A 13201-nucleotide genomic window follows, 5' to 3' on the forward strand; every position below is an offset into this window, starting at 1 on the left:
CCTGGCATCACGCCGCCCGGATCGTCGCCAGGAACTGCGCCACCTCCCCGCTCAGCTGCTCGCTCCGCCGCGACAGAGCCGCGGCCGAGGCCAGCACCTGGGCGGCGGCGGCGCCGGTCTCCTCCGAGGTCCGGGCGACCGTGCCGATGGTGCCGGTGACCTCGCCGGTGCCGGCGGCGGCCTCGGCGACGTTGCGGACGATCTCCTGCGTCGCCGCCCCCTGCTGCTGCACGGACGCCGCGATCGCGCTCGCCACCCCCGAAATCTCCTCGATCCGCGCCGTGATCCCGTCGATCGCGCCGACCGCCCGCCCGGTCGAGGACTGGATCGCCGAGATCTGGCTCGTGATCTCCTCGGTGGCCCGCGCCGTCTGGCCGGCCAGTTCCTTGACCTCGGCGGCAACCACCGCGAAGCCGCGGCCCGCCGGGCCGGCCCGGGCCGCCTCGATCGTGGCGTTGAGGGCCAGCAGGTTGGTCTGGCTGGCGATCGAGGAGATCAGCGCCACGACGTCGCCGACCCGGGCCGCGGCTCCGCTGAGATCCTGGACCAGCGAGACCGTCTGCGCGGCCTCTGCCGCCGCGACCCGGACGAGATCGGCCGAGCCGTCGACCTGCCGGCTGATCTCGGCGATCGACGAACCGAGTTCTTCGGCCGCCGCCGCGACGGTGTGCACGTTGGCGGCGGTGTGGCCGGCGGTCGCCGCCACCGCGTGGCTGCGGTCGGCCGTGCGGGTGGCCGTGGCCGCCATGGTCTGGGCGCTCGCCTGCATCTCGTCCGCGGCCTGCGCCACGCCGCCGACGACGGCGCTCACCGCCCCCTCGAACTGCTCGGCGATCCGGTGCAGGTCGGCCCGGCGCCGCGCCTCGGCGCCGGCGCGGGTGGTGGACGCCTCCGCCTCGAGCGCCCGGTTGCGGACGAGGCTGTCCTTGAACACCGCGACGGCCCCCGCCATCGCGCCGATCTCGTCGCGGCGCCCGGCGCCCGGGATCGCGACGTCGAGATCGCCGTTTGCGACGCGGCCGATCGCCTGCGCCATGCCGGTGAGGGGTCGGATCACCCGCATGGCCGCGAGGACCAGCACGCCGAGGCCGACCGCGACCGTCGCCGCGAGGGCGGCGAGCGCGAGGGCGAAGCCGCCCTCGGCCTCCGCGCGACGCTCGGTCAGGATGGCGGCGGCCCGGTCGAAGGCGGTGTCGCGCAGGCGCAGGACCGGCGGCCAGATCGGCACCGCCCGCTCGCGGTAGCCCGTCCCGTCGAGCGGGAAGGCGCCGGTGTCGAAATGGGGCAGCAGGTCCTTCTTCAGTTCCGAGAACACCTGGACGTAGCCGCGGCGCATCCCCTGCATGGCGGTCGCCACCGCCTCGCCGGCGGCCGGATCGGCCGCCGCCTTCTCGAGGCCGGCGAGGAGCTGGTCGACGCGGCCCTGGAAGGTCCAGAACTCGACCCGTTGCGCTTGCGTCACCGGCTTGCGGGGCACGACGAGGTTCTGGAGGAAGCCGGCCTGCCGTCCGCCGATGTCGCGCAGGTCGCCGGCCATGCCGGCGACGGCGATCCAGCGGTTGGCCCGGCCGTCGGCCGCGGCGAGGTCGCGCGTCAGCTCGCCGGCCGTAGCGGCGGCCTTGTCGCTGATTTCGGCCATGGCCTTGCCGAGGGCACCCGCCCCGTCGCCGCGCTGCTCCGGCGGCAGGGCGAGCCGGTCCCGCGCCAGCTGGCGGGATGCACCGAAGGCGGCTTCGATCTCCGCGGCCCGCGCCTGGAGCGGGCCCGCCTCCGGCAGGGCCGCGGCACCGGCCTCGACCGCCCGGCGCAGCGCGGCCACGGCCTCGTCCGAGCGGCGGCGCAGGTCGGCGAGCCCGGTATGCCGCGAGGCCTCGTCGAGGGATGCCGCCGGCAGGAGCAGGCCCCACAGCCCGCGCTCCATGTTGACGGATTGCGGGATCGCCGAGAGGGCCCGCACCACGTCGAGGCGGAGCAGGCCGCGATCGATCTCGTTGATCCGGGACCGGTGAAGCAGCGCCATGCTGGCGGCCAGGACGCAGGCGATCGCGCCGATCGTCACGATCGATGAGAATAAAAGCCGCTTGATGCTCATGAGTGGCGGTTCCCCCGTGAGCGCAAGGGTAGGTCAGCCGGTCTAATCAAACCTTACCGAAGGGGACCGGCAGTCCAATTCTGATCACCGTCCCACGAGTCTTGCGCACGAATCCTGGTGCGCCCGTGCGCGGGGGCGGCGCGGGCGGCCCCGCCCGCCGCAACCTGTCTGCCGGGCAACGGCCGCTTCAGCCGCGGTTCAACGCCGGTCCGCGAGGATGCTCCCATGCCGGCGGTCACCACCGCCCCCCGCTTCGCCAGCCAAGAGCCGCCCGCCATGACCGTGCGCCCCCCGCGCCCGACCGCCCGCCTCGTCCTCGGTGCCGTTGCTCTCCAAATTCTCACCGTCTTGGCCCTCGCCGGCCCGGTGGCTGCGGCCGACCTCGACGAAGATCCGCCGCCCCGCTTCGAGGGACGGAGCGAGTGGCGCGCTCCACCCCCTCCCCCGCCGCGCTTCGTGCAGGGGCCTGGCCCGTGCCGGGTCTTCGTCAAGCGCCGCATCGACGCCTATGGCGACGAGTTGGTGCGCCGGGTGCGGGTCTGCGACGAGGGCCCGGGCTATCGCGAGGGTGGCTATCGCGAGGGCGGCTACCGGGACGGCCCTCCGCCCTGGCACCGCCACCGGCACGGGGACGACGAGCCCGGCCCGGGGCGCTGGTAGCGCCTCACGCGACGATCGGGATCTCCTCACCGATCGTCACCTCCGTCCGGTCGACCCGGCAGGTGAAGGCGTGGGCCGCTACGCCCGCCGCCCGGGCGCGCCGGAACGCGGCGTCGAAGCCCGGGTCGAGGTCGCCCGCGACCGAGAACTGGTCGGCCCGCATCTGCACCACCCAGAGCACCAGGGCGCGGCCGCCCTGGCGCACCACCTCGGCGAGCTCGTCCATGTGGCGGGCGCTGCGGGCGGCGACGCAGTCAGGGAACTCGGCGAGGCCGGGCCGGCGCATCAGGTGGCAGTTCTTCACCTCGACATGGATCGGCCCGGCGGCGTCGCCGGCCAGGAAATCGACCCGGCTCGCGCGGCCGTAGGCGACCTCGGCCTGCCAGGACGTCGCGCCGGCGAGCGGCGGAAGCCGCCCCTCGTGAAAGGCCTCGGCCACCAGGGCGTTCGGCCGGGCGGTATTGATGCCGACCCATTGCGGCCCGCCGGGCAGGTCCGCCTCGACCAGCTCCCACGACCAGGCGAGCTTGCGCGCCGGATTAGTGGAGGCCGAGAGCAGCACCGGCCGGCCCGGCTCGACGAGCCCCAGCATCGCCCCCGGATTGGCGCAATGCGCGGTGACGAGGCGGCCATCCGCCAGTTCGACATCGGCGAGGAAGCGCTTGTAGCGGCGCAGCAGCCGCCCCTCGGTCAGCGGGCCGGGAAAGCGCATGAGATCACGGATTCGATGGGCATGTCCGGCGCTTAACCGGCGCGGGCCTGGGTGTCACGCTTGAGCCCCGGGAGGCGTCGCGATAAGGCGGGCGTAACCCTGTCGCCGCCGCGGCGGCGGGCAGCCGAAGAGAACCGCACGATGCCTGACGCCAGCCCCGCCCCGGTCACGGCCGCCATCCTGGTCATCGGCGACGAGATCCTGTCCGGACGCACCAAGGACAAGAACATCGGCTACATCGCCGAGTACCTGACCAATTCGGGCATCGACCTGCGCGAGGTGCGGGTGGTGCCGGACGTGGCCGAGGAGATCGTGGCGGCGGTGAACGCGCTTCGCGGCCGCTACACCTACCTGTTCACCACCGGCGGGATCGGGCCGACCCACGACGACATCACGGCCGATTGCGTGGCCCAAGCCCTCGGCGTCGGCATCGACGTCGACCCGCGGGCGAAGGCCATGCTGCTCGAGCGGATCAAGCCGGAGGACCTCAACGAGGCCCGCCTGCGCATGGCCCGGATCCCGTTCGGGGCCGAGCTGGTCGAGAACCCGATCTCGAAGGCGCCGGGCTTCATGATCGAGAACGTCATCGTGATGGCGGGCGTGCCCTCGATCATGCAGGCGATGATGGATTCGGTCGCCCCGCGGCTGAAGACCGGGGCGCGGGTCACCGCCGAGACGATCGAGGCCGGCAACCTGCCGGAGGGCGGCTACGCCGAAGGCCTGGCGCTCATCGCCAAGGCGCATCCCGGCGTCTCGATCGGTTCCTATCCGTCGATGACCCCGGCGGGATTCCGCAACCAGATCGTGGTGCGCGGGCGCGAGCCGGAGGCGCTCGCTGCGGCGCGCACCGAGATCGAGGCGCTGCTCTCGCGCCTGCAAGCCGAACGGACCTGACGATGGCTTCCCCGAGCGACAAGGCTTTCCCGGTTTCCTGGGACCAGTTCCACCGCGACGCCCGGGCGCTGGCCTGGCGTCTCGCCGGCGCCGGCCCGTTCGAGGCCATCGTGTGCATCACCCGCGGCGGGCTGGTGCCGGCCGCGATCGTGGCGCGCGAGCTCGGCATCCGGCTGGTCGAGACGGTGTGCGTGGCGAGCTACCACGACTACCAGGAGCAGAGCGCCCTCAAGGTGCTCAAGGACGTGGCGCCGAGCATCCGGGCGATCGGCGAGGGCAAGGGCCGCGGCGTGCTGGTCCTCGACGACCTCACCGACACCGGCAGGACCGCCCAAGTGGTGCGCGCCATGCTGCCGGAGGCGCATTTCGCCACGGTCTACGCCAAGCCCGCCGGCCGGCCCCTGATCGACACCTTCGTCACCGAGGTGAGCCAGGACACCTGGATCTACTTCCCGTGGGACATGGGCCTGACGTACCAGGCGCCGATCCAGCCCGGAACGTCCGGTTAAGGTATTCCGACCCCTAACGCGGTCCGGCGAATGCGCCGGACCCGATGAGCGAGGTTTTGGTCCTGTCCGCGGGACCACATCAGGGCCGGTCCGATCGATAAAATTGCGCGGATCCATTTCAGCGCCGCCGAGCAGGTCGGGGGCCAATCTCCTTCGTAACGAAGGGGATGGCGCAGATGACCACGGGTTTCGAGCGGCAGGTGAAGCGGGTTCTGGTCGGCGCCGGCATGCTCGCGGCGGCCCTGGTGTCGGCCCCGGGCAACGAGGCGGCGGCCCAGACCCTCGCCGCCCTGCCGATGCCGAGCGCCGGCGCCCCGGATCTCGGCCATGCCCGGCCGATCGTCGGCTGGGTCGAGTTCTGCGCCCGCTACGCGTCGGAATGCGCGGTGGATGCGAGCGAGCCGGCGCAGGTCACCCTGACCCCGCGGCTGTGGCAGACGGTCACCGGCATCAACCGCCAGGTCAACACCAGCTTGCGCGCCGTCACCGACCAGGAGCACTGGGGCGTGCCCGACCGCTGGGACCTGGCCGAGGACGGCTCGGGCGATTGCGAGGACTTCCAGCTCCTCAAGCGCAAGCTCCTGGCCCAGGCCGGGCTGCCGCGCCGCGCGATGCGGATGACGGTGGTGATCGACGAGAAGGGCGAGGGCCACGCTGTGCTGATGCTGCGCACCGACCGCGGCGATCTGGTCCTCGACAACAAGACCAGCGCCGTGCTGCCCTGGCACAAGACCGGATACACCTTCATCAAGCGCGAATCGCAGGACGCGACCGCCTGGGTGTCCTTGGGAGGTGCCACCGCCCCGACCGTCACCGCCAATCGGTGAGGGGACGAATCAGTCGAAGAATCTGCGTACCGAATTGGAACCAAAGTGCGGCAGGGGCGTTTACCAGGGTTTAAATTTTTCGGTTGAGCGCCGTCCGCCCCCGTGGCAGCTTGGATGCAAGAACCAAGCGACGAGTCGATGGGGCAATGCGGGCAGTGATGGACGGCCTCGGCCGGGCGAGCCATGTCGACGTGCGGCATGTCGATCGCCAGGGCCTCCTGAAGCGCGGCGCCCGTGCGGCGCAGCTGGGACTTCTCGGCACGCTGCTGCTGATCGGCGGCGCGACCGCCCAGGGGCAGACCCAGACCCTCGCGGCCCTGCCCGATGCCAGCGTGGCGATCGAGCGCGGCGGGGCGGCGAAGCCCGTGAGCGCCTGGACCGATTTCTGCACCCGCTACCCGGCGGAATGCGCCGTCGACACCAGCGAGCCGACCACGCTGACGATGACGCCGGCCCTGTGGCGCACGCTGATGGCGGTGAACCGGCGCGTCAACGGCCGCATCCGCCCGGTGATCGACCAGGACCATTGGGGCGTCGTCGACCGCTGGGACTTCCCCGATGACGGCATGGGCGATTGCGAGGATTACCAGCTCCTCAAGCGCCGGATGCTGGTGGAGCGCGGGCTTGCCCGCCGCGCCCTGCGGATGACCGTGGTGATCGACGAGATCGGCGAGGGCCACGCGGTCCTGATGGTCCGCACCGACCGCGGCGACTACATCCTCGACAACAAGACCAACGCGATCCTGCCCTGGCAGCGCACCGGCTACACCTACGTGAAGCGCGAGGGCCAGGACGGCCTCGCCTGGGTGGCGCTCAACGGTGTGACGTCGCCGGTCACCACGGCGAACCGCTGACGGGGGCGCCTAGACGCCGGTCCGAGTGGACGAGAATGGGCAGCCTGCCCCCTCTCGATAGACGCTCGGCGCCTATTCGTTGGCTTCCCACCGCGTTTACAAATCTCCTCGTCAATCCGGGGCCGCGCAGCGGAGCCCGGAATCCAGACACTCGGGTGTGTCAGAAAAAGGCGGAACGGCCTCCGCCCGATCCTGAACCATCCGCGGTTCTGGATTCCGGTCTCCGCTGCGCGGCCCCGGACTGACCCTGAGCGTTTGAAACGAGGAGGCGGATCGGACAGCCCCTCAGGCGCCCGAAACCAAGTGCGCCAGATCGAGCACCACCCGGCCCGAGACCAGGCTCCAGCCGCAGGCCAGCATCGTCGCCAGCATCACGAAGGGGATCGGACGCCCCTCGATGCGCCGGCCGCGCACGGTGTTGCGCAGGATGATGAACGGTGCCCCGAAAGCGAGGACCGGCAGGGAGGCGATGGCCACGAGGCCGCCGCCCGACAGGAGGCCGAAGCTCGCGCGCCGCGCCGTCGCCCATTCGAAGGCGCTCGCCAGCAGTCCCGCGAAGGCGAGGCCGAGCACCAGGGTCTGGATGTTCTCGAGGGCGGAGGGCGAGAGGTTCATGGGAGGTTAAACTCCGGTAGCCGCGTTCGTCCCACCCTGCGCCAGGTGCGATTTGGGGTTATGGTTAATTTTTCGTTATCCACAGATCTTTGCGGCTGGTCCCGTTGCGGGATTCCCCTCGGCATGGGTCGCCCGTGCCACAGAAAATCACCCCGTGCCCGAGTTCCGGTAAGGAGCCGTTAACGGTCGGAGCCGAACGTTCCGGGACATGCCCGCTCCGGGCATCGATCGAACGAATCGGAGGCGGGCGCCATGGGGCCTGCACTGAGCGCCACCGTGGCGCGACTCGAACGGGACGTGATGCATGCGGGGCGGGTCGGCCGGCCCGCCGTTCCGCCCGTCGCCGGCCATCCGGTCGACCGGCGCCTGATCCTGGCGGCGGCCCTGGGCCTCGCCGGCTCGCTCGCCCTCACGGGCGTCGTCGCGGCCTGGCTCGCCCGCCCGATGGCTCCGGCCGGGCCGGTGGTGGTGAGCACCCTCGCCGCCCGGCCCCTGGTCCTGCCGGCGGCCTGGATCGTGCGGCCCGTCGCCGCCGCGGAGGCGACGTCCGAGCGAATCGACCTCGCGATTCCGTGGACCGAGCTGACCGGCAGCGCCCTGCCCGGCCTGATGCGGGTGACGGCGACCCGGGCGCCCGAGACCGAGGCCCCGTTGAGTCCGGCCCGGCGCTACGCCCGCTTCCTGACCGCCGAGGCGCAGCCGCTGACCGACGGCCTGATGCGCCGGCGCTTCCGGGCCGGCACGCCGTTCGAGGGCGAGGATCTCTATCTCGCGCAGGGCGAGGGCAGCCGGTTCGCGGTGCGCTGCGCCACCGGACGGGTGCCCGAGCCGGATGCCGCCTGCCTTAGCGAGATCCGGGTCGGCAGCGTGAGCCTGCGCCTGCGCTTCTCGGCCGACCGGCTGCCCTCCTGGAGCGCCGGCCTCGCGGGGCTGGAGCGGCTGTTCGGCTCCACCCCCTGACGGCCGGAAATCCTCGGCCGGGACTACTTGTCCAAGACTACTCTTCGAGGTCGGTGTCGAGGATCGCCATCGAGAAGTTGAACGAGCGGTCGCCATCCTCGTCGTCGACCGACAGCACGCCGACGAATTCCTCGCCGATATAGACCTCGGCCGAATCCGTCTTCTTGGGACGGGCGACGAGCCGGATGTTGTGGTTGGCGAAAGTGCGGCGAAGGTAGCCTTCCACCTTCGTCATCTCGGTCTTGTTCACGCTGGCCTCTTCACGTGCTTTTAGGCTCGGCCGTGACCGCGCCCCGAGCGGGCGCGGGCCTCGGCCGCCTTCAACCAGGACCCCGAGAGCCGCGGGCGGGCTCGGGATGCGACGACGACCCTCCCCCGCCGGGCGTGCCGCGCGGGCGGTCCACGGGGGCTCGGATCGGTAGGGACCCCGCCTTGCCACGGCGAGGCCGGGCGGGCAAGGCAGGGGTGGCAAGGCAAATCGGCAAGGCAAGTCGGCCCGGCCGTCAGATCCCGTCCATCAGATGGATGAACTGGTCCATCGCCCGCGCCGGGTCGGAGCAGCCCGCCGAGCCGACGACGCGGGCCGGCACGCCCACCACCGTGGTGCAGGGCGGCACCGCCTGGAGCACCACCGAGCCGGCGGCGACCCGAGCGCGGGCGCCGACCTCGATGTTGCCGAGGATCTTGGCGCCGGCGCCGATCATCACGCCCTGCCGGATCTTCGGGTGGCGGTCGCCGCCCTGCTTGCCGGTGCCGCCGAGGGTGACGTCGTGCAGCATCGAGACCTCGTCCTCGATCACCGCGGTCGAGCCGACGACGAGGCCGGTGGCGTGGTCGAGGAAGATGCCGCGGCCGATCCGCGCCGCCGGGTGGATGTCGGTCTGGAAGACCTCCGACGAGCGGCTCTGCAGGTAGAGCGCGAGGTCGCGCCGGCCGCGGGTCCAGAGCCAGTGGCTCAGCCGGTGGGCCTGGATGGCGTGGAAGCCCTTGAAGTACAGGACCGGCTCGATCGCCCGGCCGGCGGCCGGGTCGCGGTCGATCACCGCGCCGATATCGGCCCGGAAAGCCTGGCCGATGCCGGGATCGTCCGCCACCGCCTCGCCGAAGCTTTGGGCGATCAGGTCGGCGGTCAGGGCCGGGTGGCCGAGCCGCGAGGCGACGCGGTGCGCCACCGCCGATTCGAGGGTGGCGTGGTTGAGGACGCTGGCGAACAGGAACGAGGCGAGGCGCGGCTCGTCGCGCATCACGGCCTCGGCCTCCTGGCGCAGCCGCCGCCAGACCGGGTCGACGGTGCCGGCGACCGGATCGGCGCCGGAGAGGGTGGGAGCGGGGCTGGGCGACAACGGCCTTCTCCTCGGCAGCGGCGACGGGCGAACGATTCCCTCGTCCGCCCTACATAGCGCGACGGGATTGTGCTGGAATAGCGTGGCGAGGCCCCCGCCCTCGATCAAGACCCGGGTTGCGGAATCCTGCCGCGGGGCAGCCCCGTGCTCAATCGCCGTCGGGCCGGAACACGTAGCCCATCCCCCTGACGGTCTTGATGAAACGCGGATTGGCCGGGTCGGGCTCGACCTTCTTGCGGATGCGGTTGATCCGCACGTCGATCGCCCGGTCGAACGCCTCCGGGTCGCGGGCGTCGGCGAGGTCGAGCAGGCGCTCGCGGGTCAGCACGCGCTTGGGGTTGTCGAGGAAGGCCTTCAGCAGGGCGTATTCGGAGCGGGTCAGGATCTGCTCGGTGCCGGCCTCGTCGCGCAGGCGCAGGGTCTCGGTGTCGACGATCATCCGGCCGAAGCGGACGCCGTTCTCCTGCCTTGCCGGAGCCTGGACCCCGTGCGGGATCCCCGGCGGGGCCGCCTCGGGCGCGGTGCCGCGCGTCTGCGCCGCCCGGCGCAGCACCGAGCGGATGCGCGCCACCAGCTCGCGCAGCTCGCAGGGCTTGGGCAGGTAATCGTCCGCCCCGAGCTCGAGGCCGACCACCCGGTCGATCGGGCTCGCGGTGGCGGTGAGCATGATGATGGGAATCGTCGAACGGCCCTTGAGGTCGCGCACGATCGACAGCCCGTCCTCCTCCGGCATGTTGAGGTCGAGGACGATCAGGTCGGGGGCGACCTCGGCGAGACGCCGGCGCAGGGCGCGGCCGCCGTCGCACAGGCTGACCTCGAACCCGTGCATGCGCAGGTAATCGCCCACCATGGCGCGGGCATCGGGCTCGTCGTCGACCACCACGACGTGCGGGGCGGCACCCGTCATCACGCCGCTCCCGGACGGGCCGACCGCCCGCGTCCCCGCCTCGCCACCATTCCGCGCCCCCGTGCCGCAGCGGCCCCGAAGCTCCGGGTCGCCAGTGACGACAATGCCGCCTTGGGCGCATTCCGTCCACGTGCCGCGCCGCCGGCCGGGCTGCAGCACGGAATTTGTCCTCAGGTCCATCCGTCGCGCCCCCCGGGCTCGGATCAGGCGAGGATGCCGGCGAGCCGCTCGGCGATCCGGGCGCGGGACGCGGCCGAGAGGGCGCCCGGCGCCTCGGCCTCGATCAGGGCGGCGATCTGGGCGCGGCTCGGGCGCCGCGGGCGCGAATCCTGCAGGAGCGCGTCCAGGGCATCGAGATCGCGCTGCCAGGGCGCATCGTCGGGCAGCGGAGCGGCGATCGCGCCGACATGTTCCGGGACCACGTGAAGCATGGCGTGCCTCCCTGTTCTGCAAGCGCGGCGCTTGTAGGCGGGCTCTGTTGCACGATCATTACGTGGTGAAGGTCGTCGCGCGGGATGTGCTCTCGCGCACCCGACGTGCCGTGTCGTCGCTCGGGCGAGAGCCCGGTCATCGGGGGTCGCGCGGCGGCGGTGTCGATCCGCCGAACGGTCGAGCCCCGACAAATCATATTGGAGCGGGCCGGTTCGTCCGTCACGACCTTGCGCGACCTTGTCGTTTCGCGTCCTCCCGGCCAGGATGCCGGCGCGAAGCTTCGCGCGCCGCCGGCGCGGCCGGGGCCGCGCGCACGGACGGTCGATGAGCGACGACGACATCCTCTTCCTGCTGCCGGACGACGAGCCCGGTGCGGACCAGCCAACCGCCGCCTGGCCGGTGATGGTGGTGGACGACGACCCCGCGGTGCACGAGGGCACCCGCTTCGCCCTCTCGGGCTACGGGCTCGACGGGGCCGGGCTCGAGCTGATCTCGGCCTACTCGGCGGCCGAGGCCCGCTCCCTGCTGACGGCGCGGCGCGGCATGGCGGTGATCCTGCTCGACGTGGTGATGGAGACCGACGATGCCGGCCTGCGCCTCGTCGATTTCGTCCGGCGCGAATTGAAGGACGACACGGTGCGCATCATCCTGCGCACCGGCCAGCCCGGCCAGGCGCCGGAGCGGCGCGTCATCGTCGATTACGACATCAACGACTACAAGGCGAAGACCGAGCTTACCGCCGACAAGCTGTTCACCAGCCTGACCGCGGCGCTCCGCGCCTACCAGCAGCTCAAGCGCCTGGAGGAGACCCGGCGCGGGCTGGAGATCATCATCGACGCCGCGCCGATGCTGCTCGACTACAAGTCGATGCAACGGCTGGCCGAGGGCGTGCTGACCCAGGTCTCCTCGCTGCTCAACGTCGCCTGCGAGGGCATCCTCGTCCTGCGCGAGCAATCCGGCCCGCAGGACGCGGTCAGCGTGCTCGCGGGCTCGGGCTGCTACCAGCACCTCGCCGGCGGCGACGGCCAGCGCCCCCTCGACGACGACGTGCGGGGAATCGTCGCCCAGGCCTTCAGCGAGCGGCGCCACACCTTCGGCGACCGATGGTCGACCCTCTACGTCCACACCGCGAGCGGCAGCGAGATCGTCGCGCTCCTGAAGGCGGACCGCTCGCTCTCGGAGACCGACCGTGCGCTCATCGGCCTGTTCACCTCGCGCCTGTCGGTCGCCTTCGACAACGTGATCCTCTACGAGCAGTTGCAGCGGGCCAATATCGGCCTGGAGCAGCGGGTGGTGGAGCGCACCGCCGAACTGATGCGGGCCAACCGCCGGCTCGCCATGCAGCGCTCGGACCTGCGCCGCGCCAACCAGCTCAAGACCGAGATCCTGGGCACGGTGGCTCACGACCTGAAGAACCCGCTCGCCGTCATCCTCGGCCGGACCGAGATGCTGGGCGACATGATCGAGGCCAAGCCGCCGCCGGCCGAGGCGATGCACGCCCAGATCGGCCATATCCGCGAGACGGCGCGCCGCCTCACCGGCATGATCGAGACCCTCATCGCCGACGCGATGACCGACGCCCTCGACATCGTGCTGCGCCGCGAGCCGGTGGACTTCGCCGCCCTCGCCCGGGAGGTGTCGCAGGCCAACGCGCCGCTGGCCGAGACCAAGGGCCAGACCCTGCGCTCGGACATCCCCGACAGTCTCACGCTCCACGGCGACGCCGAGCGCCTGCGCGAGGCGATGGACAACCTGATTTCGAACGCCATCAAGTATTCGCCGACGGGCGCCGAGATCGTCGTCACGGTGGCGCGGGAGGCCGGAGAGACGGTCTACGCCGTGCGCGACCACGGGCCCGGCCTGTCGCCGGAGGATATCGGCCGGCTGTTCGGCCGCTTCCAGCGCCTCTCGGCCAAGCCCACCGCCGGCGAGGGCTCGACAGGGCTCGGGCTGTCGATCGTCAAGCGGATCGCCGAACTGCATGGCGGGCGGGCGACGGCCGAGACCCACGCGCCCGAGCCGGGCTCCACCTTCGCGATCCGGTTGCCGAACGGTGCCGGAGAGGGAGTGTGATACGATTTCCGGACGATCAGTTCGGAAATCGTATCACCAGCCCGCGCGGTGGAGCCTACGGCTCCACACACGTGAGCGAGGCCGATTTCCGCATCGCGAAAGCGATTGCGCAGCAATCGCCGAGCGATCAATCGAAAATCGTATGAGCCGGCCGATCGGCGTTGACTGTTCGTCACCGACCCATACATTCTGACCCAGGAGTGGAGCGAGGAGCTTCCGCACCTCGCTCCTTTCGATGGGGCTATGCTAGCCGAGCTGTACGCGGAGGATCAGGACCACACTGGTCCTCCGCACTCGTTTGTAGACCACCGAAACGCGAAAGC

At 71.6% G+C, this 13201-nt stretch carries 14 protein-coding genes; 7 read left to right on the plus strand and 7 right to left on the minus strand.

Annotated elements, in window-relative coordinates; genetic code table 11:
* Positions 1-7: 7 nt before the first annotated feature.
* Entirely contained in the window at positions 8-2092 is a 2085-nt protein-coding gene (locus tag BM430_RS11655) for a methyl-accepting chemotaxis protein (RefSeq protein ID WP_244539445.1), read from the minus strand.
* Positions 2093-2317: 225 nt separating this feature from the next.
* Between BM430_RS11655 and BM430_RS11660 the strand changes: the two genes are divergently transcribed.
* Positions 2318-2752 (plus strand): hypothetical protein, encoded by a 435-nt coding sequence (locus BM430_RS11660; protein ID WP_093567422.1) that lies wholly within the window; start codon positions 2318-2320, stop codon positions 2750-2752.
* A 4-nt stretch (positions 2753-2756) separates the two neighbouring features.
* Here BM430_RS11660 and sfsA read toward each other — a convergent pair whose 3' ends face one another.
* Positions 2757-3464, minus strand: coding sequence for a DNA/RNA nuclease SfsA (gene sfsA, locus BM430_RS11665; protein ID WP_093567423.1), 708 nt, complete (start codon positions 3462-3464; stop codon positions 2757-2759).
* Between the two features lie 141 nt (positions 3465-3605).
* Between sfsA and BM430_RS11670 the strand changes: the two genes are divergently transcribed.
* From BM430_RS11670 to BM430_RS11685, 4 genes are all read left to right on the plus strand, one after another.
* On the plus strand, positions 3606-4358 hold the full coding sequence (locus BM430_RS11670) for a competence/damage-inducible protein A (RefSeq protein WP_093567424.1): 753 nt from the start codon (positions 3606-3608) through the stop codon (positions 4356-4358).
* Between the two features lie 2 nt (positions 4359-4360).
* A complete protein-coding gene (gpt, locus tag BM430_RS11675) occupies positions 4361-4867 on the plus strand; it encodes a xanthine phosphoribosyltransferase (protein ID WP_093567425.1) in 507 nt (168 codons plus the stop codon).
* 227 nt (positions 4868-5094) lie between these two features.
* Positions 5095-5694 (plus strand): transglutaminase-like cysteine peptidase, encoded by a 600-nt coding sequence (locus BM430_RS11680; RefSeq protein WP_244539451.1) that lies wholly within the window; start codon positions 5095-5097, stop codon positions 5692-5694.
* A gap of 146 nt (positions 5695-5840) precedes the next feature.
* Positions 5841-6548, plus strand: a complete 708-nt coding sequence (locus tag BM430_RS11685; protein WP_093567426.1) for a transglutaminase-like cysteine peptidase — start codon at positions 5841-5843, stop codon at positions 6546-6548.
* 285 nt (positions 6549-6833) lie between these two features.
* Here the strand turns inward: BM430_RS11685 and BM430_RS11690 are convergent, their stop codons facing one another.
* On the minus strand, positions 6834-7163 hold the full coding sequence (locus BM430_RS11690) for a DUF6949 family protein (RefSeq protein WP_093567427.1): 330 nt from the start codon (positions 7161-7163) through the stop codon (positions 6834-6836).
* Positions 7164-7415: 252 nt separating this feature from the next.
* On the opposite strand from BM430_RS11690, the gene BM430_RS11695 reads away from it, so the two are divergent.
* Positions 7416-8123: a hypothetical protein gene (locus BM430_RS11695; protein WP_143132010.1), complete on the plus strand. Its 708-nt coding sequence runs from the start codon at positions 7416-7418 to the stop codon at positions 8121-8123.
* A gap of 37 nt (positions 8124-8160) precedes the next feature.
* Here BM430_RS11695 and BM430_RS11700 read toward each other — a convergent pair whose 3' ends face one another.
* From BM430_RS11700 to BM430_RS11715, 4 genes are all read right to left on the minus strand, one after another.
* Positions 8161-8373, minus strand: coding sequence for a DUF3126 family protein (locus BM430_RS11700; protein WP_093567429.1), 213 nt, complete (start codon positions 8371-8373; stop codon positions 8161-8163).
* A gap of 253 nt (positions 8374-8626) precedes the next feature.
* Positions 8627-9466 carry a serine O-acetyltransferase gene (gene cysE / locus BM430_RS11705; protein WP_093567430.1) on the minus strand — a complete coding sequence of 280 codons (840 nt, stop codon included), beginning with the start codon at positions 9464-9466 and terminating at the stop codon, positions 8627-8629.
* A gap of 148 nt (positions 9467-9614) precedes the next feature.
* Positions 9615-10373 (minus strand): response regulator, encoded by a 759-nt coding sequence (locus tag BM430_RS11710; RefSeq protein ID WP_093567431.1) that lies wholly within the window; start codon positions 10371-10373, stop codon positions 9615-9617.
* Between the two features lie 203 nt (positions 10374-10576).
* The gene (locus tag BM430_RS11715; protein ID WP_093567432.1) at positions 10577-10804 is read right to left on the minus strand and encodes a hypothetical protein; all 228 of its coding nucleotides are present in this window, start codon (positions 10802-10804) and stop codon (positions 10577-10579) included.
* A gap of 325 nt (positions 10805-11129) precedes the next feature.
* Here BM430_RS11715 and BM430_RS11720 point away from each other — a divergent pair, with 325 nt between their 5' ends.
* Positions 11130-12878, plus strand: coding sequence for an ATP-binding response regulator (locus BM430_RS11720; RefSeq protein WP_093567433.1), 1749 nt, complete (start codon positions 11130-11132; stop codon positions 12876-12878).
* Positions 12879-13201 lie beyond the last annotated feature (323 nt).

This window comes from Methylobacterium sp. 174MFSha1.1, from assembly GCF_900116815.1.
Classification (GTDB): domain Bacteria; phylum Pseudomonadota; class Alphaproteobacteria; order Rhizobiales; family Beijerinckiaceae; genus Methylobacterium.